Annotated in this window: 22 protein-coding genes; 18 read left to right on the top strand and 4 right to left on the bottom strand. The window is 43.3% G+C overall.

The window, feature by feature from the left end; translation table 11 throughout:
• The first annotated feature begins 17 nt into the window (after positions 1-17).
• The 10 genes from R8G66_19290 (at position 18) to R8G66_19245 (ending at position 11,584) form a co-directional block, all read left to right on the top strand.
• Positions 18-281 carry a hypothetical protein gene (locus tag R8G66_19290; protein ID MDW3194531.1) on the top strand — a complete coding sequence of 88 codons (264 nt, stop codon included), beginning with the start codon at positions 18-20 and terminating at the stop codon, positions 279-281.
• Positions 282-306: 25 nt separating this feature from the next.
• The gene (locus R8G66_19285; GenBank protein MDW3194530.1) at positions 307-1,878 is read left to right on the top strand and encodes a sodium:solute symporter; all 1,572 of its coding nucleotides are present in this window, start codon (positions 307-309) and stop codon (positions 1,876-1,878) included.
• A gap of 3 nt (positions 1,879-1,881) precedes the next feature.
• Positions 1,882-4,917, top strand: coding sequence for a glycoside hydrolase family 2 TIM barrel-domain containing protein (locus tag R8G66_19280; protein MDW3194529.1), 3,036 nt, complete (start codon positions 1,882-1,884; stop codon positions 4,915-4,917).
• A 115-nt stretch (positions 4,918-5,032) separates the two neighbouring features.
• A complete protein-coding gene (locus R8G66_19275) occupies positions 5,033-6,793 on the top strand; it encodes a methyl-accepting chemotaxis protein (protein MDW3194528.1) in 1,761 nt (586 codons plus the stop codon).
• Positions 6,794-6,839: 46 nt separating this feature from the next.
• Complete coding sequence (cobC, locus tag R8G66_19270) at positions 6,840-7,367, top strand: alpha-ribazole phosphatase (GenBank protein MDW3194527.1); 528 nt, start codon at positions 6,840-6,842, stop codon at positions 7,365-7,367.
• Between the two features lie 126 nt (positions 7,368-7,493).
• Positions 7,494-7,826: a metalloregulator ArsR/SmtB family transcription factor gene (locus R8G66_19265; protein ID MDW3194526.1), complete on the top strand. Its 333-nt coding sequence runs from the start codon at positions 7,494-7,496 to the stop codon at positions 7,824-7,826.
• Positions 7,823-8,344 carry an SRPBCC family protein gene (locus R8G66_19260; GenBank protein MDW3194525.1) on the top strand — a complete coding sequence of 174 codons (522 nt, stop codon included), beginning with the start codon at positions 7,823-7,825 and terminating at the stop codon, positions 8,342-8,344. The genes R8G66_19265 and R8G66_19260 overlap by 4 nt, the downstream gene beginning before the upstream one ends.
• Positions 8,345-8,410: 66 nt before the next feature.
• Entirely contained in the window at positions 8,411-8,965 is a 555-nt protein-coding gene (locus R8G66_19255) for an RNA polymerase sigma-70 factor (GenBank protein ID MDW3194524.1), read from the top strand.
• 22 nt (positions 8,966-8,987) lie between these two features.
• The gene (locus tag R8G66_19250; protein MDW3194523.1) at positions 8,988-9,962 is read left to right on the top strand and encodes a FecR domain-containing protein; all 975 of its coding nucleotides are present in this window, start codon (positions 8,988-8,990) and stop codon (positions 9,960-9,962) included.
• Positions 9,950-11,584: an STN domain-containing protein gene (locus R8G66_19245; GenBank protein MDW3194522.1), complete on the top strand. Its 1,635-nt coding sequence runs from the start codon at positions 9,950-9,952 to the stop codon at positions 11,582-11,584. Before R8G66_19250 ends, R8G66_19245 begins: the two co-directional genes overlap by 13 nt.
• A 190-nt stretch (positions 11,585-11,774) precedes the next feature.
• On the opposite strand, the gene R8G66_19240 is transcribed toward R8G66_19245, so the two are convergent.
• Complete coding sequence (locus R8G66_19240) at positions 11,775-11,924, bottom strand: hypothetical protein (protein MDW3194521.1); 150 nt, start codon at positions 11,922-11,924, stop codon at positions 11,775-11,777.
• Positions 11,925-11,954: 30 nt separating this feature from the next.
• On the opposite strand from R8G66_19240, the gene R8G66_19235 reads away from it, so the two are divergent.
• Both R8G66_19235 and R8G66_19230 read left to right on the top strand, forming a co-directional pair.
• Positions 11,955-14,288: a TonB-dependent receptor gene (locus R8G66_19235; GenBank protein ID MDW3194520.1), complete on the top strand. Its 2,334-nt coding sequence runs from the start codon at positions 11,955-11,957 to the stop codon at positions 14,286-14,288.
• A gap of 227 nt (positions 14,289-14,515) precedes the next feature.
• On the top strand, positions 14,516-14,875 hold the full coding sequence (locus R8G66_19230; protein MDW3194519.1) for a hypothetical protein: 360 nt from the start codon (positions 14,516-14,518) through the stop codon (positions 14,873-14,875).
• A gap of 84 nt (positions 14,876-14,959) precedes the next feature.
• Here R8G66_19230 and R8G66_19225 read toward each other — a convergent pair whose 3' ends face one another.
• A complete protein-coding gene (locus R8G66_19225; protein ID MDW3194518.1) occupies positions 14,960-15,691 on the bottom strand; it encodes a LytTR family DNA-binding domain-containing protein in 732 nt (243 codons plus the stop codon).
• Between the two features lie 158 nt (positions 15,692-15,849).
• Between R8G66_19225 and R8G66_19220 the strand changes: the two genes are divergently transcribed.
• Positions 15,850-16,257 (top strand): hypothetical protein, encoded by a 408-nt coding sequence (locus tag R8G66_19220; GenBank protein MDW3194517.1) that lies wholly within the window; start codon positions 15,850-15,852, stop codon positions 16,255-16,257.
• Positions 16,258-16,319: 62 nt separating this feature from the next.
• Here the strand turns inward: R8G66_19220 and R8G66_19215 are convergent, their stop codons facing one another.
• On the bottom strand, positions 16,320-18,320 hold the full coding sequence (locus R8G66_19215; protein ID MDW3194516.1) for a tetratricopeptide repeat protein: 2,001 nt from the start codon (positions 18,318-18,320) through the stop codon (positions 16,320-16,322).
• Positions 18,321-18,782: 462 nt separating this feature from the next.
• Between R8G66_19215 and R8G66_19210 the strand changes: the two genes are divergently transcribed.
• The 5 genes from R8G66_19210 to R8G66_19190 all read left to right on the top strand — a co-directional run bounded on the left by R8G66_19210 (position 18,783) and on the right by R8G66_19190 (position 23,417).
• Complete coding sequence (locus tag R8G66_19210; GenBank protein MDW3194515.1) at positions 18,783-19,265, top strand: hypothetical protein; 483 nt, start codon at positions 18,783-18,785, stop codon at positions 19,263-19,265.
• Between the two features lie 68 nt (positions 19,266-19,333).
• Positions 19,334-20,086, top strand: coding sequence for a DUF6597 domain-containing transcriptional factor (locus R8G66_19205; GenBank protein ID MDW3194514.1), 753 nt, complete (start codon positions 19,334-19,336; stop codon positions 20,084-20,086).
• A 34-nt stretch (positions 20,087-20,120) separates the two neighbouring features.
• Positions 20,121-21,020: a hypothetical protein gene (locus tag R8G66_19200; GenBank protein ID MDW3194513.1), complete on the top strand. Its 900-nt coding sequence runs from the start codon at positions 20,121-20,123 to the stop codon at positions 21,018-21,020.
• A 414-nt stretch (positions 21,021-21,434) separates the two neighbouring features.
• Complete coding sequence (gene ychF / locus R8G66_19195) at positions 21,435-22,532, top strand: redox-regulated ATPase YchF (protein MDW3194512.1); 1,098 nt, start codon at positions 21,435-21,437, stop codon at positions 22,530-22,532.
• A gap of 75 nt (positions 22,533-22,607) precedes the next feature.
• Positions 22,608-23,417 (top strand): CRISPR-associated endoribonuclease Cas6, encoded by an 810-nt coding sequence (locus R8G66_19190; protein MDW3194511.1) that lies wholly within the window; start codon positions 22,608-22,610, stop codon positions 23,415-23,417.
• Here R8G66_19190 and R8G66_19185 read toward each other — a convergent pair.
• Positions 23,400-24,599, bottom strand: a complete 1,200-nt coding sequence (locus R8G66_19185; GenBank protein ID MDW3194510.1) for a DUF5103 domain-containing protein — start codon at positions 24,597-24,599, stop codon at positions 23,400-23,402. The genes R8G66_19190 and R8G66_19185 overlap by 18 nt on opposite strands.
• Between the last annotated feature and the right edge of the window lie 11 nt (positions 24,600-24,610).

The following is a 24,610-nucleotide window of genomic DNA, read 5'->3' as shown; positions in this document are numbered from 1 at the left end:
ATAAATTAATTGGTTGCATGAAAATTGAGGGTTTTGAAGGGAAGTCTACGGAAAAGCTAAAAGGAGAATTGAAGTCGCTACAAATTGTCGCATGGGCATTAGCGATCGTATTGTTCTTTCTCTTTTCTATAACCATTTACGGCTTGATTGCGAAGGAAGATAAAAGTACGTTCATCGCGTTGCTTTTCGTTGCATTCTCTTGCGGAGGCATCATGCCATTTCAGATGATTATGATGAACAAAATCAAAAAAGAACTGAAACTAAGAGAAAGCAATACCTAATCAACATCAACCTGCTCCTTAACCCATGAATGAATTCAGTATTGGGATCGTCGATCTCTCAGTGGTCATTGGCTACTTTCTGCTTGTCTTGGCCATTGGTCTGTATATCGGTCGTAAAACCAAAACAGGCGATGAACTCTTCCTCGGTGGACGCTCATTCGGTTGGGGTCTGGTGGGATTGTCATTGTTTGCTTCCAACATTTCCAGTTCTACCATCATTGGGTTGTCTGGTGCGGCCTACAGCACCGGAGTGGTCAATTCCTTTTACGAATGGGGCTCTGCGATTCCATTAATCATCGCAGCAGTAATTTTTGTTCCTCTCTATTTGAATGCCCGGATTACCACCATTCCTGAGTTTTTAGAATTGCGCTATGATGTCCGCTCCAGGAATTTCTTTTCTGCGGTGACCATCTTCATCAGTGTGATTGTAGAAATGTCTGGTGGGCTGTATGCCGGGGCTTTGGTCCTGCAATTCTTTTTTCCTAACCTCATCCTGTGGCAAACCTGTATCATCATTGCATTTGCTGCTGGTTTGTATACCGCTTTTGGAGGTTTGAAAGCAGTAGTCTATACCGACGCCATCCAGGCTGTTATCTTGATTGTTGGGTGTTCTGTCTTGACATACATTCTTTATCAGGAACTTGATTTTTCCTGGGAGAAAGTGTTGGCAGCAGCTCCCGAAGGCCACTTCTCGATGATCCGACCTATTGATGATGACACACTACCTTGGTTGGGACTCATCGTCGGTGCGCCTTTCCTTGGTTTTTGGTATTGGGCCACCAACCAGTTTATCGTTCAGCGGGTGCTGGGGAGTAAGGACATTCCAAATGCACGTTGGGGAATCATGTTTGCAGGATTGCTCAAATTCGTTCCTCTGTTCATCATGGTGATCCCAGGAGCGATGGCCATCAGTTTGTTTCCCGGGTTGGACAATCCTGATATGGTATTTCCTACGGTCATGACGGAGATCTTACCCACAGGTTTATTGGGACTGGTACTTGCAGGATTAGTATCAGCGATCATGTCAAGTGTGGACTCGACGTTGAATTCGGCCTCTACACTGATTGTAGTAGATTTTGTGAAGCCAAAAAATCCGGACCTTTCGGAAGAACAAGCGGCGAAGTATGGTCGCATCACGACACTCATCCTAATGGTCATCGCTGCGCTTTGGGCTCCACAAATTGCGAATTTTAGTGGGCTTTGGGGGTACCTTCAGCAGATGTTCTCCATTGTTGTTCCACCGATAGCTGTTATCTTTTTGGTAGGTGTATTTTACAAGAAGTCCAACGGAACTGCTGCCATCTGGACGTTAGCAGTTGGGACGGGTATAGGTGTTTTACTTTTCGTACTGGAACAATTCGGATTATGGGACTTGCATTACACCTACAATGTGGGGATCATTTTTGGATTAAGCACGCTATTGTTCATTGTTCTTGGAAACTTTGGAGTGCGGCCTTCAGAAGAAGTACTGGCCAGGTTCACTTTCAATAAATCTCACCTCGAGTCAGGAACGGAAAGTAAATCAGTCTTGCTCGATTACCGCATACATGCCGTAGTGCTGTTGATCATCGTCTTTTTGATCTTCTGGTTTTTTTAGTCGATGGAAAAAGAAAAACCATACGACTGGGAAAATCCTGAGGTATTTAACGTCAATCAGGAGCAAACCAGGGCCTACTTCATTCCTTATGCTACTGAACATCAGCTCTTATCCGGGGAGCGGGAAACTTCACCCTATTTTCAATCCCTGAATGGGGACTGGAAATTTCATTATTCAACAAATCCAGGGGATAGGCCGCTAGACTTTCATCAAACAGGTTTTAATCCAGCAAATTGGAATGAAATTCCTGTGCCTTCTAATGTAGAATTACAGGGATATGGATTGCCCATATATGTCAACAAGCAATATCCTTATCCAGCCAATCCACCCCATATTCCACATGAATTTAACCCTGTAGCTTCTTATCTGCGAACCTTTGAAATTCCAGATGATTGGTCCGAAAAAGAGATATTACTTCATTTTGAGGGGATTGGAGCAGCAGCTTACTACTGGATCAATGGACAAAATCTCGGCTACAGCCAGGACTCTAAGACAGCAGTAGAATTCAAGATCACCAATTATTTGCAACCTGGGCCAAATGTTTTGGCGGTAGAAGTCTATCGGTGGTGTGACGGATCCTACCTCGAAGGACAGGATTTTTGGCGATTGAGTGGGATTGACCGGGATGTTTATTTATTGGCCCGTCCTAAAAGTCATGTTCGGGATTTTTTCGTGGAAACCGATCTCTCCGATAATTTTCAGAAAGGCTCCTTAAAAGTCAATTTAGAATTTTCAGCACCTGAAGAAGGTACTCATGTCAATTTGCATTTAAGAGATCTGTCAGGAAATCATGAGGTTGCAAGCGGTCGATTGAAAGCGGCTCACGAAATGGTTTGGGAATCATTTATCGAACAACCAAGACACTGGAGTGCCGAATTTCCTCAACTCTATCAATTGGTCATTTCTTTGATCTCGGATGGCGGTGAAACAAAGGAAGTCATTGGTTGCCGTGTAGGATTCAGGAGGTCGGAGATTCGAGATGGCTTACTTCAAATCAATGGTAAACCAGTCACGTTAAAAGGCGTCAATCGTCACGAACATGATGAGCATACCGGGCATGTGATTTCCGAGGAAAGTATGATCCAGGACATCTTGTTGATGAAACAGTTCAACATCAACGCGGTGCGGAACAGTCACTATCCCTGCTGCCCACGGTGGTACGAGCTCTGCGATGAATATGGCCTTTATGTAGTGGATGAAGCAAACATCGAATCACATGGCTTAGGAGTTCGGTTTCAGGGTGATGAAATTCCGTATGATCCAAAAACACATATTTCCAACCTTATGGAATGGAAAGCGGCCTACTTGGACCGGATCCAAAAGATGGTAGAACGTGATAAGAATTTCCCATCGATCATTACCTGGTCGTTAGGAAATGAGGCAGAAAATGGTCAGCACTTCTATACAGCCTATGATTGGATCAAGGCGAGGGATACTTCCCGTCCGGTTCAATATGAACAAGCAGATGAAGATGAGAATACAGATATTGTCTGTCCGATGTATCCGACCGTTGAGGCCATAGAAGAGTACGGAAAGAAAGAAACAATCCGTCCGCTGATCATGTGCGAATATGCCCATGCAATGGGTAATAGTACCGGCAATTTGCAGGAGTACTGGGCGATCATCGACAAATATCCATCCCTACAGGGAGGCTTTATTTGGGATTGGGTGGATCAAGGATTGAAAGGGCTGAAAGGAGGGCAGGAATTCTGGGGTTATGGTGGCGATTTTGGTGCCCAACAGCTACCACATGACCATAATTTTTGTATCAATGGATTGGTATTTCCGGACCGGACGCCACATCCGTCTTTATGGGAAGTCAAGAAGGTTTATCAAAGTGTCAAGATCGATTTTGACAAAAAATCATGGCTTTTAAGTATTACCAATCAGTACGATTTTTTCAAACTCCAGGGCTGCAATATTACTTGGACACTAGAAGCTGATGGAGAAGTGTTGAGTGAAGAATTTTATGATTTGTCCTCATTGGTATCTGGTGATTCTGAAGCAATTGAACTTTACCTTGATGAGGATCATCCCTCCGCTGTAGATGTTTACCTCTCAGTATTTGTCTCCTTGTCCACGGATTGGGGAGTCTTGGAGGCGGGGCATGAATTGGCGAGAGAACAATTCCAATTGCAAGCAGGGGCGATAGCTTCATTTTCAACAAAAGAAGGAGAAGAACTATTATGTACCTTAGAAAACGAGGTGTTGTCAATTCAAGGAACATCTTTTGATATATCGATAGAAAAGGGGGTGTTAGCAGGGCTGGTTTTTGATGGTACGGAAATATTGAATGACGCGTTGCGACCACATTTCTGGCGTGCTCCTACAGACAATGATTTTGGGAATCAAATGCCGGAACGACTTGGATTCTGGAGGACTGCCAGTCAGGCAATTGCAATCACAGAATGGTCCTGGAGACAATTGTCACCAGAAGAGGTGCTGATCATAAGTGTATGGAGTGTTCCCGAAGAAGCGGTTTCTCTCGCAATTAATTATCATATTTTCAATTCAGGGGTCATTGATATCCAATGCGATTTTCAAGTAAATGCAACGTCCTTACCAGAACTGCCAAGAATCGGATTAATAGTGGGTATCACAAAAGATTTTGATCAATTGGAGTGGTTGGGTAGAGGGCCACATGAAAACTATTGGGATCGGCAATCAGCTGCTTTTATTGGGAAATATCAAAGCACGGTTAAGGAACAATATGTACCTTACATTAGTCCGCAGGAGAATGGTTTAAAGACGGATACAACCTTGTTGAAATTAACAGATCAGGCAAGTAAAGGCCTTCAAATTCGAGGAGATCATAAGTTTCAATTCTCTGCTTTGCCTTTTTCACCCGAAGACCTTACCCAAACGTCCCGAGGAACGATGCATACCTACGATTTGAATCCCCAAGATCGGATCATCCTTTGCCTGGATCACCTGCACATGGGGGTAGGTGGCGATGACTCCTGGGGAGCGCTGGTGCATGAAGCATATCGCATACCTGCAACGGGATATCAGTTTGGGTTTAGTCTGAGAATCATTTAAGAATTGAAATTCCATGTAATTCATTGGAACTGATTACAAAATATTACCCTTTCGCCCACATTTCTGGAATATTCCCTTTTTCATTTCTTATCATTGATTCTCTTCAATTTTGATCATGAGCGAAGAAACCAAAGAACTCTTCTACTTATTTGTAATGACCATTGTGGCCCTGATCATTGGGCTGATTTGGATCAAAAGGGATTTTAAAGACTCCTTTCTTGGGAAGATCATGATGTGGGTAGGTGTCTTAGCAGGAGAGATGTCACTGCTGACTTACTTCGCTGGAACCATGGGATTTGTTCACATGCTGTGGGTTTTTCCTTTGATTTTTTTCCAGGTCTATTTGCTGTCCAGGCATACCTTCAGACATGTGCATGTACCGCTGTACCGCATGACCAAACGTATCAATCAGATTTCCATGGGTGACCTATCAGTGAATTTCAGGGAGATCAATGTGCACGGAAAAGAAGATGAGATCGGAAGTTTGAAGGGCTCGCTTTCCCGTGTTTTATCTTCCTTACGGAGTGTGAATGAATTTGCTACGGGGATCAGTTCCGGAGATTTGAATGTGACTTATCAGCGTTTAGGTGAAAATGACCAAATGGGAAATTCCTTGCTCATGATGCGCGATAATTTGAAAGCCGTCTTAACTGACGTAAGCCATGCCTTGCATCAGGCAACTGAACAAGGTCAACTTCAAGCGAAAATTAACATAGAAGGAAAGGCCGGAGTTTGGGGAGAGATCAGTGAAGGGGTTAACCAGTTGCTTGATTCTTTTCGTGAACCATTGGCAGAGATCAACCGGATCGTAGCGTCATTATCTTCAGGAGACCTTACCCAACGTTATGAAAAAGAAGCTACCGGAGATATCGGAGAAATGGTGACAAACTTGAATGCTGCTTTGAACCAGTTGGATGGCCTCTTGTTACGGATTGCGGATGGAGTGAGGGTGTTTGATCGTTCTTCAGAAGAAATGAAGCGCTCCACAAGTGACATGGCTACCAATACAACTGAGATAGCTGCGTCCATCAGTGAAATGAGTGCCGGTAGTCATTTGCAAATGAAGAAATCCGATGAATCTTCAATCCTGGTAGAAAGCATCCAAAAAGCAACTACTTCCATGGAGATTCAGGCAAGAGAGATCCATCGAGCTGCCTTGTTAAGTGCATCCACCTGTGAGCAGGGACTACAGCGCATTACTTCTATGGAGAAGCGCATGACAGAACTGACAGAGCTTTCGGGACAGGCGGAACATTCTACCAATGCACTCACCCAACAGGCCCGAGCAATTGATGAGGTATTAAATGTCATGTCGGAAATTGCGACCCAAACCAATATGCTCGCTTTGAATGCAGCGATTGAAGCTGCTCAGGCGGGGGAGGTAGGGAGAGGGTTCGCTGTAGTCGCAGAAGAGATTCGAAAGCTGGCAGAGAATTCACGCAGTTCCGCTGAGGAAATCGGTGTGCTGATTGCATCCGTCCAGTCCCACACGGCAGATACGACGCTTGCTGTAAAGAACATGAACACAGGTGTGGAAGAAAGTGCTGAAGCAGCACAAGAAGCCATGAAAGCCTTTGGGAACATCCTGGAAACTACCTCGAAGACCAGTCAATTATCAGAAGGTATTAGTCAGTCAGCAGCCTCACAAGTGAGTAATGTCAAGAAGATTGTGGAAGTGACAGAAAATGTGGTTGTGGTGGCTGAAGAAACTGCGGCAGGGACCGATGAAGTAGCGGCATCTGCCGAACAATTGTCCAGTGGGATGAAAGTAGCCTATGACAAGATGGACATCCTGACGACCGTTTCAGAGAACCTGGCGGAGGGATTAGCTTCCATTAAGTTTTCTAATCAAACTGCATCACCAGAACATCAATAAGTTCAAATCTTCAAAACATTTCGCCGTACCTAACCTTTATTCCAACATGGAAGTCTATCTCATCCGACATACCACTCCTGACGTTGATCGGAGTATCTGCTATGGCCAAACTGATCTTGCCCTGAAAAACACTTTTGAAGAAGAAGCACAAGTGATTTTGGATCAGTTACCCAATTGGTTTGATCGGATTTACACGAGTCCCTTGATCCGTTGCCATTCCCTGGCAAATACAATTCCTGCCAGTGAAGTAATCGTAGAGTCCAGACTTAGAGAGTTGAGTTTTGGTGAGTGGGAGATGCAACCCTGGAAAGCGTTACCTCAACCAGATTTTGATCAATGGAAACAAAACTTCGTTCATCAGGGGCCACCAAACGGTGAATCCATGCAAGACTTACAAACAAGAGTTATGTCCTGGTGGAATGAAATCATTGATGACTTAAATTCTCCTGTGGGTATCGTCGCTCACTTTGCCGTGATCCGGGTATTCATGGCCGCCATTCAAAACACGTCCTTAGAAGATGTATTCAATCAGGAGCGTATGGAATACGGCGCTGTTTTTCGATTGGATTTGTAATCTAGAATCTATTTAGAAGAGTCCCCCTTGACAAGGGTGTGGCCGTAGGTCGGGGGATTTTTATGGTCAACATGAAACCTTTTGGTTTCCTTTTGTTATATTTGAAACTAAAAGGTTTCATATCCTATGCGAAGAGACGTATTCCAGGCCATTGCCGATCCTACACGCCGGGAGATCATTGGGATGTTAGCAGAAAAGACTGCCAACGTGAACGAACTATCCGATAACTTTTCCATGAGTCGTACTGCAGTATCAAAGCACTTGCGGATTTTACAAGAATGTGGTGTGGTCGAAGTGGTCAAGCAAGGTAGAGAACGCCATTGCAGGGCCAGATTAGACGCATTAGCAGAAGTGGCGGTCTGGATCAATCAATACCGCTTGTTCTGGAACGACAGTCTGGATCGATTGGAAGCCTTGTTGAATCAGGAAGATCAAACCCCTAAAAAATTGAAATCATGACACAATTCGGCAAACTCATCAATCCAACTACCCTACAATTTGAGCGCATGCTACCAGGACCTATTGAACATGTATGGGAGTACATCACCGATGGCGAAAAACGTGCCCTGTGGTTTGCAGGTGGTCCAACGGATCCCAGTCCAGGAGGTAACATGCAATTGGTCTTTAACAATTCTAAGTTTTCCAACCCACCCGATCCAACTCCGGAGAAATATAAAGACTTTGGCGATGGATTCATTTCCGAAGCGAAAGTGCTGACTTGCGAACCTCCTTCGCTTTTTGTCATAGAATGGGAAGGTGAAGTGACCTTTCAGTTGGAGGAAGTAGGAGATCAGGTAAAATTGACGTTGACCCATAGCAAACTCCAGGATAGTAAAGACGCCATCGTAGGTACGCTTGCTGGCTGGCACACCCATTTGAACATTCTGGAAGATCGAGTGGCTGGTAAAGCCCCAAAAGGTTTTTGGTCGGTGCACATGCCTTTGGAAGAGGCCTATGCTGAAAGATTAGATTCATGATCTAATGAAAAAGTATCTGGTGAATCCAAAACGCACCTAACTTTACTCGCAAGAGCAAAGTAGCAGGTGACCGACCGATCTTTCCACATCATTCCTACCGAAGAAAAAGCATTTCGGGATTTTTTTGATGCTCACTATCCGGTGATGGTGAGCTTTGCTATGAATTATGTTTCGGATCAGGATCAAGCCGAGGAGCTGGTACAGGATGTATTTGCCAATGTTTGGTCTAAAGCTGCTACCTTAAAATTGCAATCTTCGCCCCGGGCTTATCTGTTTTCATCTACAAGAAATGCCTGCCTGAATTTCCTCAAACACAAGAAAGTTGAGCAAGCTTATCTGGAGCAAACCACCTTCCATCAGGAGCAGGGCGATGCGGTTGAATATGAGGAATTGATTGTACGGTTGGAACGAGCCCTGGATAAAGTGCCGGAGAAATGTCGTGAAATTTTTGAGTTGAATCGTTTCCATGGCAAACGCTACAAAGAGATCGCTGAGGAACTTGGGTTGTCCCTGAAAACGGTAGAAAACCAAATGGGAAAAGCCTTGAAAATACTTAGACAAGAGTTGGGAGATTACCTGCCTTTCATTATTTGGTTATGGTGGAATGGGGGTAAATTTTAGTTGAGGTGTCAAAAAGTTGAGCATGGAGCAAAAACCATCATATCGACCATCATCTGAGGCATTTGCCGCTTATTTTTCAGGAGAGCTTTCTTCGGACGAAAAGCGAGCACTCGAAGATTGGGCAAACACTTCGTCAGCCAATAAGGATGAACTGGAACAATTGCGATTTGTTTGGCAAGATCTGGGTGCACTTCAACTTCAGGATGTGACTTTAGATAAGGAATTGGCCTTTCAGAAAGTCAAGCTGAAAAAAGAGAGCCTTACTGACAGTAGTATGGCATTCCCGATTTGGCGGGTGGCCGCCACTGTATTATTGTTGATCACGATTTCCTGGTGGTTTTGGAAGCCTACACCGGAACCGGTTGTCTATGCTTCATCAGGTATTCAAAAGATCAATTTATCAGACGGTTCGATGGTATCCCTCAATGATCAGGCAGTATTGACTTATCCCGAACAATTTGGTGATCATGAAAGAGGGCTTCAATTAACAGGAGAGGCTTTCTTTAGCGTAGCGGAAGATAAGGATCGTCCATTTCACATAGAAGCCAGTGGGGTGATCATCACTGTCTTAGGAACGGAATTCAACGTAGCGTCGCTGGAAAATATTGTAGTAGTGAGTGTGTCCACTGGGCATGTGGAAGTGAAATCGGATTTTACGACAGAAATATTAAATGCAGGAGATCAAATTACCTTGAACCTTAATAATGAATCGTTCACTTCAGGCACAAATTCCGCTTCTGGTATAGAATTCTACTGGCGAGATCAAAAGCTGACTTTCGATGGAGTTAACCTATCTGAAGTATTGCACGACCTTAAACAGGTATTTGATGTGGAAGTGAATGTTTCTGATGAAGCCATACTTACTTGTCGATTGCAAGCCAACTTTGAAAAGCAATCGCTGGAAGAGATCCTCGAGATCATCGCCTTATCGCAAAATCTGGAAGTTTCTACTGATGGTGCCGAGTACCTACTAACTGGATCAGGGTGCGACAACTGATCACAAGTGTAATGTGCTTTGTGGCGGTTACGGTCTGGTCTCAATCCAATCTGATCACACTTGACTTACAAGAAGCATCTGCTCAAGAAGCGATGGCTCAGGTGATGGCCCAGACCAATTATCAATTTGCTTATAACCCGGACGTGCTGAAAGATGACCCTATCACCTTATCACTGAATCAGGTACAGATAGATAAGGCTTTAGACAAGTTGTTTGCTCAGAATTATCAGGTCAAAGTTCGGGGTAGTTATGTGGTTTTACTACCAAGAAAACAAGAAGAATCCGCTCCAAAGAAAAACAGCATTCAAATTAAGGGAGCGGTACTGGAGGCATCCACCAATCGACAATTGGAAGACGTGACCATTTATGAAGTACAAACCTTAAAGCCAGTTTTTACGGATGCTTCAGGTAATTATTCGCTGGAAATAGAACTCCCTGATGAAGTAGCGTTTATCGCGATCAGCAAAGAGCATTATCAGGATACAGTGATACAGGTGAAGCGCAATGAGTTTTGGAAGATCTCACTCAGGCGAAAGGATAAAGCACCGAAAGCAAAGGAGGAGAAAGTGGATAAAGTCCAACAGAAATTTCTAAGTGACAAGATATCTATGCATGCTAAAAACGTCAATTTGACGGAAAGGCGGTTTTTTCAGTTAGCGCTTACACCTGGTTTGAGTACCAATGGTTTTCTAAGTGGTCAGTTTACGAATAAGGTTTCGATCAACATGATTGCAGGTTACAGTCATGCAGTGGAAGGAGCGGAATTTGGAGGTGCACTGAACATGTCGCGGAGTTATGTGCAGGGTGTGCAGATGTCCGGAGGTGTAAATATCAATGGAGAATTGACCAATGGTGTTCAGTTTGCTGGCATATCCAATATTACGCTTGCTGATCTGAAGGGCTGGCAGGCTGCAGGTTTTTCTAATCAAGTTGATCAGGCCTCCGCCGTACAAATGGCCGGTGGGATGAATTTCTCAAAGAACATGAAAGGGGTACAGATTGCCGGAATGAGCAACTGGAATCAATATGAATATCATGGGGTCCAAATTTCCGGTGGACTGAATTACACCAGAAAGTTGAAGGGCATTCAAATAGGTGTGGTGAATGTTGCAGATTCCGTAGCGGGAGGAATGATGCTGGGAGTGGTTAACTGGGCCAAAAATGGATTTCATGTACTGGAGTTCAGTTCCAATGATGTTGCTCCGTACAACCTGGCCTTCAAGTCAGGAGTAGAGGCTTTTTATACCATCCTGAGAGCCGGTATCAATCCACATGACAATCAATTATGGGATTATGGCATGGGAATCGGAACATTGGCCCGATGGAAAGAAAAGACATTCATCGATCTTGAAGCAACGTATCACGTCATTCAACCCCTGGATCAAAGATTCATCGATGGCGTCAATGTCTCCACACGAGTACAAATGCGATTCGGTTATCGTCTGGCCAACAAAATCCAGCTCATCGGCGGCCCTGTTTTGCATTTCCTGTTCTTCAAACCGAAAAACATCGAAGATCTCAGTTTTGCTGATCGATTTGGCCGCAGCACCCTTTCCAGTACCCAAACCAATTCCTTCTCCAGAAAATGGTGGTTGGGTTATGCATTTGCTGTGAGGTTTTAGTTTTTTTCTGTCTTTCCGGTTGCAGTGAAGTGGAATCTCGGAATCTCATCTATTGGTATTAGAGTCACGCAGTTACAGTTTACTCTGCTTAAGTCATTCTTTGAAGAGTCTGAGTCAATTTTTAAGAGTTTATGAAAACGTCCAATGGTCATTTTTTTAAATTCTCATTGACACACCAGAGTCATTGCCTCTACACTTTAATTGTACCTCCTCCTAATAACTCAATGACCGAATAACCTCTCAAATGCTCAGCTGTCCAAACCCTCTCAAAGAATCGAAAATCAAAAATCTTAATAAAGTTTCGAAGTAGCGTGGGGGTAAATCCCAAGTTGGTTTTCATGCGTGTGAATTCAAGATAGAAACACTCAAAATGAAACGACAATTTTTTTATTCGCTTTGTATCATGCTGCTTTCAACTACTGTTTTTGCGCAGCATCAAACCATTCGGGGAACTATCCTCGATACCGATTCCAAAACACCGTTGATCGGTGCTACGGTTCAGGTTTTGAATCAGGAACCATTAATTGGAGCGGTCACCGATTTTGATGGAAAATTCCGCCTCGTCAATGTGCCTTATGGTCGGGTTGATTTGCTAGTTCGCTACATCGGCTATGAAGAACGTGTATTACCCAATGTGCTGGTCACAGCAGCCAAAGAAGTGATCCTTGATGTAGATCTTACGGAGAGTTTTGAACATCTCGAAGCAGTGGTTGTTTCTGCCACTGATAACCATGAGGTATTGAACGAAATGGCATTGGTCAGTGCCCGTACGTTTTCCGTCGAAGAAACCCAGCGCTATGCAGGCTCTTTTAATGATCCGGCCAGATTAGTGGCATCATTCGCAGGAGTAAATAGTAACGCAGAAGGCAACAACGATATCGTCGTTCGTGGTAATTCACCGAAAGGCATTCTATGGCGACTGGAAGGCGTAGAAATTCCGAATCCTAATCACTTTGCTAATGAAGGAGCTACAGGCGGACCGATCAATGCACTCAATAGTAACATGCTGGCCAACTCGGATTTCTTTACCGGAGCGTTTGCTCCAGAATACGGCAATGCACTATCTGGTGTATTTGATATGAAATACAAGAAAGGCAACAATGAACAGCGGGAGTACACAGCTTCTGCAAGTACGCTTGGCCTGGATTTTACGGCCGAAGGACCTTTCAAGAAGGGCTACAATGGTTCTTACATTGCCAATTATCGCTATAGTTCGTTGCAGTTGTTGACGGACCTGGGTGTGGTAGATTTTACTGGTGTTCCAAAATATCAGGATGCAGCGATCAATGTGAGTTTACCTGCCGGGAAGAATGATCACTTCACACTTTTCGGATTGGGTGGAATCAGTGATATCGCAGGAGAGGAATTCCACGACAATGGGGACAAGGCATACCGTGGAATTATGGGTAGTGATTTGGGTGTATTTGGTTTATCCCATGTGCATTTCTACAGTGATCGCGCCTTTTTGAAATCTACTTTGGCCTACACCGGTACACGGCTTCGTTTCACAGAAGAATTGGTGAATGATCTGGACGAATACTACTTGATTGAGGATACGGATATTTCGAAAAGTACACTACGTGCGTTATCTACCTTTAATTATAAATTCAATGTGCGTCATAAGTTAGAGGTTGGAGCCATACTTTCCCGTTTGTCCTTCAAGGCCAATTCCGAAACTTATAATTACGGACTAGAAGAGCTAGAAACTGCCTTAAATGATGATGGTGCTTCGAATACGATCCAGACGTTTGCAAGCTGGAAATACCGAATGGGAGAGGACCTTACCTTGATTTCAGGTCTTCACTACATGCACTTTACCCTGAATGAAGCCAACTCCATTGAGCCTCGCGTTGCATTGCGTTGGGAGGCTAGTGAACGAGGTGCGTTCAACCTGGGTTTTGGAATTCACAGTAAACTCGATGCGATTTCTACCTATTTGGCACAGATTCCCAATGAGGCTGGGCAATTCTCACAGCCTAACCTTGATTTGAAACCATCCAAGGCCGCGCATTTTGTGTTAGGATACGATCGAAAGATCAATCCACAGACACATTTCAAAGCAGAGCTCTACTATCAATACTTGTACGATGTGCCGGTGGAGAATGATCCAAACAGTTCTTATGCTTTGCTCAACGAGTCGGATACGTATGGTTCAGTGCCATTGGTCAATGAGGGAACCGGCCGAAATTTCGGCCTGGAGTTGACCTATGAGCGGTTTTTTCATAATGGGTTGTACTACATGGGGAATGTTTCTTTGTATGAATCTCTATACACGGCCCACGATGGGATTGAACGCTCGACTGCCTTCAATGGAAACTACATCGTCAATTTCATCGGAGGAAAGGAGTTTTCCATTGGGAAACCCGAGAAGGATCGGGTGATGTTCATGAACACGAAAGTTGTACTTCTTGGTGGTGGAAGGTATACCCCAATCGATTTGAATTCCAGCATTAATGCGGGTCATACGATCTATGACGAGTCTCGTCCTTTATCGAGCAAGGGTGAGGATGTGTTCTTTGTGAATTTTTCTATTGGTATTCGCAGAAACAAAGGTAAAACTACCCGTGAGTTGAAGTTGGATGCGAACAACATCACCAACAATCAAGCGTTAGTCCGAGAATATTACATTCAGCCTACTGAAGAAATCGAGCAAAGCTTTCAGCTGCCGATGATCCCAAATTTGGTGTATACGTTTAAGTTTTAAAATGAAAGTATCCTCAGAGTCACTGGAACGGGACTCTTTGCGCTCTCAGAATTACTCGAAGTGGACTCTGAGAGAGTCATGTGATGATATCAAAAAGTACCATCAACTGTCCTTTTCTTGTAGCCAGTTCCAACTCGGTGACCATGAAATTTGCCTCATAGTTGATCGCTGATGTTCCTTTTGGATTGGCGATCAGGAGAAAAATTATTCATCTAAAATTTTTTGAAATGAAATTCGTCACCCAACAGATCCATGCTTATCTAGATTACCCAGTGGCAGTTGCACTCATGGGACTTCCATTCTTGTTAGGCTTAGGAAGTTCAAATCCTTTTGCGTTGCAGCTTTCCGTGGCAACAGGTATTGCGGCGTTGATCTTAACCATACTTACTAATCATGAATTAGGATTGATCAAAGTGATTCCTTACAGAATCCATTTATTAGTGGATTTGGTGGTAGGGATCACCTTTGTCATAGCTCCATTTCTCTTTGGTTTCAAAGGAATCGATGCCTTTTACTACTGGGCCAATGGAGGAGCAGTACTGATGGTAGTTAGTTTGCATAAACCTGCTACTGCCAATTTAGGATAGTATACATTCAGTCGATAATCATGTGAAAGCTTTCTCAGCATACGTGCAATTGTACGCTGAGGGGCTTTTTTTGGTCTTGCCCCCTCACAACTCATAGGCCTTTCCAATTGGGATGATCCGACCAGCGATTTCTACGTTCTCATGACTATAGGAATCAATTTTATCCTGATTGATGATGAAGGACTTGTGGATCCTTTTGAAAGTGTTAGGGAGCATTTGCTCCACTTCTTTCAAGGATAGGTAGGAAATCAATGATTTGTTGTTTTCGAGATAGAAGGTCACATAATTGCCAAGGCCTTCTACATAAAGAATCGATGAGGGTAAGACCCTGTGATGTCTTTTTTCTGCTTTGATCAAAAGGGGCGATTCCTGACTGATTTCCTTGTCTGGACTGGCTGCCCTCCATAATTTGAAAAGCTTAATCGACGAAACGAGCAACGTTACAATCACAAGATCAACCAAAGCACGTTGAAACAACGCTGGAACCATCAGAACCTCGTCATCCATGAAGAAGCATTCATGAAAGTAAAAACAAGCTAACCTTTGTCCGATCATAACGAGTCCCAGCAAACTCAGATAACCTGATCCAAATAAGAAATATCGTTCCTTCAGTAGCAACCTGGGGATCAGAAAATAGATGGTCAAATACCCTGCTCCAATTCGTGTGGGCATGGCCACAAATTCCCTTTCAAAGGATCGAAACAAGTCACCATTTTCGGTTCCCATGATTCCGAACAAGACATAATAGCTTATCCAAAACAAGACATGTGTCCATACGCGTGAGTTGAAGACATACATTTCTTTGGATAGCCACATCAGCAGGTCATGATTGATAGGGTGTTGGCATAGAAACAGGTGCTTTTCGCATAAAAGGCTTTCAAAATCACAGCCAGGCTACTTTTTGGACGTTGATCTTAAGACGAAAGAAATACAGAAAGAGTTTTCAAACACTTAAATATTCAGTGATGACTTTTATGAAAAAACACCTTGTAATTCTGTTTTTCAGTACGCTTAACTTGATGGCTTATGCACAAAACGAGACCAGGATTTCCTCCATCGACTTTGTGCAGATTCTGAACAATAACAAAGAAGAAGCGCTGTATTACTATCAGCACAATTGGCGGTGGTTGCGTGAGCTGGCGGTGGAGAAAGGCTATATCGTCGATTATGAATTTTATCAGGTAGAACGAACTGTAGATACGCCATACGACATGATCCTGATCACGGTTTATGGCAATCAAGCTCAATCTACTGCCAGGGAGGATAATTTTGCCGAGTTAATCGCCCTCAAAGGCGATCTGCGCTTACTCAACAAGAAACAGCCCGCCGAATTTCGAAAGCTCCTGACAGGACACGAAAAGGCAATTCATTTGGAGAAATGAAAACCTTGTTGGATGTTTTTATCCATGCCACAGGTTTATCGACATGAATTTTTTAAATAAGGTCAAGGTTCTTGTCTATGTAGTGGCAGTTGAATGATCACCGAACAGCCCTCTCCTGGTTTTGATAAAATAGAAATAGCCCCTTTATGTTCGTCGATGATATTATAGGTAATCGATAGGCCCAGACCTGTGCCTTCCCCGGGAGGTTTCGTGGTGAAAAAGGGTTCCATTACCCTTTGAAGTTTACTTTCTTCAATCCCTCTGCCTGTATCGTTAATTAGGACCTTTATCATGTTTTGGTCTGCAGAGGTTGCAATGCTGATCTCTCCTTTGTCGTCGATCGCTTGTTCGGCATTGGAGAGAATATTAATGAAGGATTGATGAAGGCGCCCCTCATTCCCGATAACCATCAATGGAGCTTGATGATAATCTTTATGAATAGTGATGTGATTCCTTAATTTGCTTTTCAGAATGACTAGACAATGATCGATGACCTCATGTATTTCGAATTTGTCTTGCATGGATTGGTCCAGTCTGCTGAAATGACTTAAACTCTTTACGATTTCTGTAGCCCTGTTTACTCCTTCTTCAATTATTTCAAAGTAACAATTCAAGCCATTATCATCGTTCTTGGCACTTGTTTCCAACTCTTGATGTAAGGCTAATACCCCACCCTTAATGAAATTTAGCGGGTTGTTGATCTCATGACCTATTCCAGCAGCGAGTTGTCCCAATGAGGCCATTTTCTCCGATTCTACCAATTGTTTTTGGGCCTCTAGTAATTGATTTACGGTGTTCCTTAATTCGGAATTCGAGCCTCGAAGTTCCTCTGACCTTTTATCGATTTCTGCTTTTTGCCCGATGATCTGGAGGTTGAGGTTTTTTAGTTTCCTCATGTCCTTTGATTTAGACCAAAACATGAAGCCCAGGATTAGGATAACCGAAAATGCAGACACCAGCAGAATGTAGGTGATCCTGTTTTTTGCCCGCTGTGATTTCATTGCCTCGTCTTGTAATTTCCGTTCGATTCGCAAATTTTCAGTTTCATAGTTCAATATGACTTCTGAGATTTCCGAAAAATCTTTGAGGTGATATAGGCTATCCGTCAGGCTTTTATATAATGCCTTGTCTTCTTGTGCCGAAGTATAGTCTTCACGCAAGCTATCGATCCTTATCTTCAGAAAATAGTAGCGTTGAAGCGATGACAGTAACTTGTTTTCAGTGCTAATGGCATAGGCTTTTTCCAGGTTATGTAAGGCCGTTTCTGTGTCATTTAGTTTGAGGAATAACTCTCCCAGCGCATTGTAGCTATTGGCCTGCCCTCGGAGCTCACCGATTTCTTGTTGTATGGAAAGCGCTTTTTGGAACGATGAAGTGGCTTCTTCAAACTTACCAAGCCTCGAAAGGATGGTAGCTTTATTGTACAAGGCTTGACTTAGGTAAACATTGTTGCGTATGGACGTACAGTAGATGATTGCTTTATCAAGGTAATCCATACTGGTTTCTGTATCACCCAAATGGTTGTAAGTTTCTCCAATACAAGTTAGATTACCGCATATAACCATTTCATTCAGTATATCCTGACCTAAATCAATGGAATGCTCAAAATAATTCAGCGCTTCGAGGTGATTTTCCATCATCCCGTAGACGACACCAATATTATTGGCTATAATGGCTTCGTTGGTTAGGTCCCCCAGTGATTGAAATACTCTATAGGCTTGAAACGAACTTTTTAAACTCTGGGCATATTCGCCACGTTCGCGGTAAACAAGACCCATATTACTGGTAACTTTTGCCTTTAGCGAGTCATCTTCGATGACTTCAGCCAGCTCGATCGCTTGATCTAAAAAATAGAGACTGGAGTCATAGTTGGCCAAACGCCAGTAGGCAAGTCCCATGTTTTTGAGCGCAATTGTTTTCGCTACATTCATTGGAATGTCTGCCTTGTTGATCAACATGATGGCTTCTTGTGATCTTTCTAAAGTCTCATGTGGGTAGCGGTTGTGTAGGGAGAAAGCCAGCTCATTGATGACATCCACTCGCTCGTTTACGCTGTGAGCCATCTCCAATTTACGTTCGAGCGCTTCCTTGGATTGGCTGTGTCCGCTGAATATTGAGAGAACAATTACATGGATGCAAATCAAAAATCGATTCATCTTAAGACTGACGATACAGATTTGGAGGAAGATACCTTTTAAACAGCAGATTGTCCCTATGGTTCAAGCTGAGCTGGAATAATTTCGTGCTTCGCGGGGATGGAATTTAGTGACTTAGGCAAATGATTTACAAAAAGTGGTTTTAACCGTCTTGAATAAAACTAACGCTTTATATATGCGATCTTGAAATTAGTTGTGATTTCCATTTCTAATCTCAGACATTTGAGGAGAGATGGCTGATGGGCACATTATTCATTCGGTGAAATCGTCTTTTAACTGTTCCTCGTTGATCAAACCTGTGGGTCTACTAAAGAAAGAAGAAAAAGACATTATGAGGGAATAAGAGATTCTTGTAAGTATCTTAACCTCATGATACGATTAAAGGCTTTTTTGATACTATTAATAGCCTCAATGCTTTGGCTGGTTGCCTGTCAAACTGAGGAAGAATGCGAACCCCCGCCATGTCAACCACCGATGGTTTTCTTTGACACTTTTAACTTCGAATTACGCCATGTAGAAGATCAGTTGATTGAAATAATACCAGAAGAATTGGAACAAATCTCATTCAAGATTGATGAGTACTTCATGGAGGATCTTACATTAGTCGACAATCGACTAAGCACTCCTTTGACCTGGATCGATGATTTTTATGATGTGCGTCCAATCACGACATATACACTATGTACGCCCTATGGGGCCGATCAACAACTAACGATTATAACCAGAGATGAAAATGAAGGGATTAGATGCTCTTGTAGAAACTATTTCATTAGCCATATTATACAAAATGAAATAGATACCTTGTTTAATGGATTTTATCAAGAGGAATTAATTTCTGTTAGTTTAAACTAATGATGGACACTACACATTATTGGCGAATATGCTGCGTCGGGAATCAGAAGGCTACTTAATCGGAAGGAATGATAACGCAAAAGTTTGAAGCGAGTCCTGCATTAAGCCGATACATCAAATGTTATTGGTACTATCACGTCAAGCCAAAGGCGATCAAACTGTTTGAAGTTTTGCCAGATGGTCATTTTGATCTGGTCTTGATGATCAAAGCAGGTAAAATTCTTGATACGAGATTAACCGGAATCTGGACAAAATCTGCATCGATCAGTTATGATGAGGAGATGGAAGTACTTGGCGTGTGTTTCAACCCCATTGCAGCAGGTGGATTGCTTCCCTTGAGTATCAAATCCCTATTGGATGATTCTGAATCTAATACATTGAACAACTTCAATTTGAATGAACAACTCATCATCGGTTATTTGTCTCAACCGCAGTTGCTGGTTCATTATCTGAATCTACAATTCGAAAAATTCCTTGCAAACAATTTTGTGGATCTCCGAGTGAAAAAGTGTTTTGAACTCGTCGATGATTCGGATGGAAAAATAACAGTTAAAGAAATATCAGAAATCGTTGGGTTAAGTCCTCGACAAATCCATCGGCTGGTTACAAATATGATTGGCATTGGAATCAAGGAGTATGCACAGATCACTAGATTCAAGAGGAGCCTGGTTGAAGTCAAAAAGAGTCACTCCAATTACTATCATTACTATGATCAGTCTCATTTTATTAGGGAGGTGAAGAAATATGCTGGTTTTCAGCCTCAAAAAATGGACTTGAGGAATGATGACCGATTCATACAATATTATTATTTCCCGGAGTGACAGTTTTGCGATGCATTCGAAGTTAGATTGAAATATGAACCTTACTAAGCCCGGATTCCAGAAAGCCAAAGACTTTATCCTCACCAATGCCCGCATGATCGAACGCCGATTGTTTCAATATCATTTTGAGGGTGATGGACCAGAAGGTGTCTTTCATGCGGTATACGCCTACCGAAATTCGGATGGAGGATTTGGACATGGGATGGAACCTGATACTGCTTCGCCAGAAAGTCAACCATTATTTAGCATCATGGCGCTAGAAACGCTTGATGAAGTAGGTTACCTCTCTCCAGATGTGATCCTGAAGGATTTTATGCCATATTTTGAGCGGCTTACTACTGAGAAGGGAGGAATTCCATGGATGATGCGGCCGACGAGTGATTATCCTTGTGAAGATCACTTTAAAACAGTTAAGGAATGGGCTGCATTGAGTACAACCGCTCCATTGTTGGGTTTGCTGGAGAAATACAAGATTGATATTCCTTGGATGCAGCAAGCTGAGGAATTTGTATGGAGTGAATTTGAACGAATTCAAGGGAAACATGCCTTTTGCTACCTCTGTGTGCCCAGGTGGCTCACGTTTTTACAGCATACAAGAAGCAAGGAAAAAGCTAAACAACAAATCAAGCGATTAGGCGAATGGGTCTTGAAAGATGGCGTGATTAGTTTGAACGAAGCAGATGAGGGGTGGGGCCTTTATGGAAAACCCCATAGCCTGAATTATGCCCCGACTACCAATAGCATATTATCTCCTTTATTTGACGAAGCGACCATTGATGCAGATATCAATGAGTTGATTGGACGTCAAAAAGGGGACGGGCGCTGGGATACCTGGTATGGCATCAGTGAAGGAACTAAACTGGAGTGGGCTGGAATTCAGACTTTAACAGTACTTAAAACTTTAAAAAATTATGGTCGGATAAATTTAGCCTAATGAAGCCTTTAAACTTCTTATTCGGCATTTGAAGTGTATTTGAAGAGCGATGATTCACAATTACAGGATAATAAAATTTGAAATGCAGTCGTCGCGTGAAGGGGTGAGCGACCTGTTTGAACTCCGGCCTTCTTGAGCTGCCTCGCCGAAATGGCAAGCTTATCGAAGTATAGGAGTGAGTAGCGAAGACCTGACCTGAAAGGGCACGCCCAAATTCATCAAATGGATAACGCTAGCAACTAGTTCAGTCGAAATTGCATTGCGATAGCACATTGATCAGCATTTGAAATGCGACAAAGTATAGCACTTCATTATCAATGGAATAACTACTGCAATGATTTATTCTTTCACAAACTTTACCTGTAAACATCAGACCCTTTACTTTTGCGGCCTTAAACGAAGCAGAGTAAACGCATGGGATTGCAATGTGGTATTGTCGGATTGCCTAACGTAGGTAAATCCACCTTGTTCAACGCACTATCAAACGCCAAAGCAGAGGCGGCGAATTTTCCTTTTTGTACCATTGAGCCAAATGTAGGTGTGATCACGGTGCCAGATCAGAGGTTGAATGAACTGGAAAATCTGGTGAATCCTGCTAAGGTGATCCCTACAGTAATGGAGTTTGTAGACATTGCCGGTCTGGTAGAAGGAGCGAGCAAGGGCGAAGGGCTAGGAAATAAATTCCTGGCCAATATCCGTGAAGTAGATGCCATCCTGCATGTGATCCGATGCTTCAACGACGATAACATAGTTCACGTATCTGGTCGTGTAAGCCCAATCGAGGACAAGGAGATCATCGATACGGAACTGCAACTTCGAGACCTGGAATCGGTAGACAAGCGAATCCAGCGAGTAGAAAAGATCGCTAAATCGGGGGATGCTGAGGCGAAACGTGAGATGGAAGTGCTCCGACCTTTCAAAGAGCACCTGGAGTCAGGGAAGAACGCACGTGAACTTGAAATGGATGTCGAGAAACGTACACTGATCAAGCCATTGCAATTACTGACGGACAAGCCGATCATTTATGTAGCCAACGTTGAAGAGGATGCCATTACTAGCGGTAATGACTGGTCCAATATGCTGGAAGAGAACGTGCAAAAAGAAGGTGCACAAATGGTCATGGTCAGTGCAGGGTTGGAAGCACAGATCGCGGAGTTTGAAGATCCGGAAGAGAAGCAAATGTTTCTCGACGAATATGGTTTGGCTGAATCTGGCCTTAACCGCCTGATCAAAGCTTCTTATGCCTTATTGGATTTGATCACCTATTTCACTGCTGGCCCACAAGAGGTACGTGCCTGGACCATTCGTCGTGGGTGGAAAGCGCCTCAGGCTGCAGGTGTGATACATACCGATTTTGAAAAAGGCTTCATCAAAGCGGAAGTAGTGAAGTTAGAAGACTATCAGGCGCTTAAGACAGAAGTGGCGATCAAAGAGGCCGGAAAGATGGCCATAGAAGGCAAAGAATATGTCGTGAAGGATGGAGACATCATGCATTTTCGATTCAATGTCTAAATTTTTACCAAATCTTTGAACAATATCCGTTTTACGCTGTTCACCATTCATTGGAATTTTTAAAAGTGAACTACCGTGAGAGTAAGGATTACCTTTCAGGTGAAGAATAAAGGAGCTGCGATTCCTTTTCACCATCAGTACTTGATATCACAACTTGTTAGGGGATTAATAGCTTCTAGTGGCCATGAGGGCTATTCGAGCTATCCTTATTACAGTTTTAGTTCGCTGAAAGGGCAGACGAGAGTGAGTAAACAAGGCCTGCATTATCAATCGAGCCGGGTTACTATTGTGCTCACCTCTCCCAATGAAGATTTCGTGGATTTCGTGATCGGACGGATCTTTGATCAGCATCAGATCGAGATAAGTACGCTAGTTGTCATCCCGGAGACAGTTCATCAGGAAGAAGAGGTAGAACTGGCCGAAGAACAGAAACTGATTTGTCTGAGTCCTATGGTGGTTACACAAGCAACGCTTGATTCTCCAGAAGGCACACAATTCATTAATCCCGCATCTGATGAGTATTCAGACAAGTTATTTGAATCGACCATGATGCGAATGGAAGAGGCGGGTATTGATGTAGATGCGATCCCCAACATCCAAAAATTCCAATTGGTACCTGATATGGGCTACCTCGAAAAAATGAAGGCCTCACAGAAAAGAATTGCCTGGGTCTATCCGGTATTTGATAAAGAGATACGACATGAAGTTCGTGGCTATACCTTCCCCTTCACTTTGTATGCACCTGAAGAAGTGCAGCGCTTCTTATTCTCTTGCGGGATGGGGCTTTATACTGAGAAAGGTTTTGGCATGTTGGATATAGCCAACGCAGATCATTATCGTACGATAGTACCTTACCCTATGCGTGAGCTAGTTGCCGCTGGCTAATTTGGTGTAGCCGATCAGTCGGTGATAGGCCAGAGATGGATCGGTGAAATACACCAGTACCTCATATTGATTTTCTGTCTCAGGAAAGCTTCCTTCTATTTCCTTCATTCCTTCTTGTGTCGCGTAAGCGAAATTGTAAAACCCTTGCTTCAGGCGAATCTCTTTGATGTACAAGCCTAATCCAGGCTCGTATTCCATCTCATTCTTGGTGTCCAGTCGCCAGTTGTTCCATTTACCAGTGATATATACAGGAGTCGATAGTTGCTCCGTTTCCAGAAAAAAGGAGGTATAGATGTAGTCAGCTTCCATCAGGTCTTCACCTGGATCGGTATTGCCAGGGAAATAGGCACCATTTTCATCTTCTATGCTATTGGTGTAAGCCAGGTTTTTTCTAGAGATATCCTTGCCTAATCGGGCACTGTAAGAATTGCCTTGCTGAAATATGGCATTGATGTTTCTGCCTCGGTATTGTGTGGCTCTTAAATCGAAGAAGCGGAATTCATTGTTGCCCGGAAATTCATTTTCTCCTGTAAAGTGATGGAATTCCAGGTAGCGCTGGTCCGGACGTTGAACAGTAGGTTGCAATTCCCTGATGGCAGTATACCAATTGTGATTTTGGAGGAGGATGACCTTAAGATCTCGAAGCGGATTAAAAATATTCAATGTTGGATGCCGCACTTCGAAATCGATGCGTTGATGCGTCTGCATTTGCCTGGCTAGCTGACTAAAAAGAACGCGTCCATTGACCGCAGCGAGGTTTTCATAAACAACCATTCTTCGGGTAAACAATAGGTCTTCTTCATCGCCATCTCTGTAAACGACCAAAAGATAGTTGCCTGATTTGGTAACAGGGGGTAGTCTGAATTGATAGCGGGTATATGGGATTAGGGTGTTGCTGCTGTAATTGAATTCATCCAGTGAAAACTCATTGTAGATGTTGAGGAAGTCGAGGCTTCGGATCTCTGACTGCTGCCAGTCATAGGTGCAATGGATCAATTTAGCGTGTAGAAATTCATAATCTTCACCGATCAGGTCGAAATCCAGGAGCAGCGTTTGGCCTAAAGGAATCACCGGGTCCGTATTGAAGGTGGTCGCACCAGGAAGTCGTAACGTGACCATACCCACGGCATCTTCGTAGTTCTTATCTTCGAAAACCAATTGCTTAGACTGGCCTACAGACAAAAAGGGTAGAA

This window comes from Cytophagales bacterium (assembly GCA_033344775.1).
Lineage (GTDB): Bacteria > Bacteroidota > Bacteroidia > Cytophagales > Cyclobacteriaceae > JAWPMT01.
This window is presented reverse-complemented; position numbering and strand designations above follow the sequence as displayed.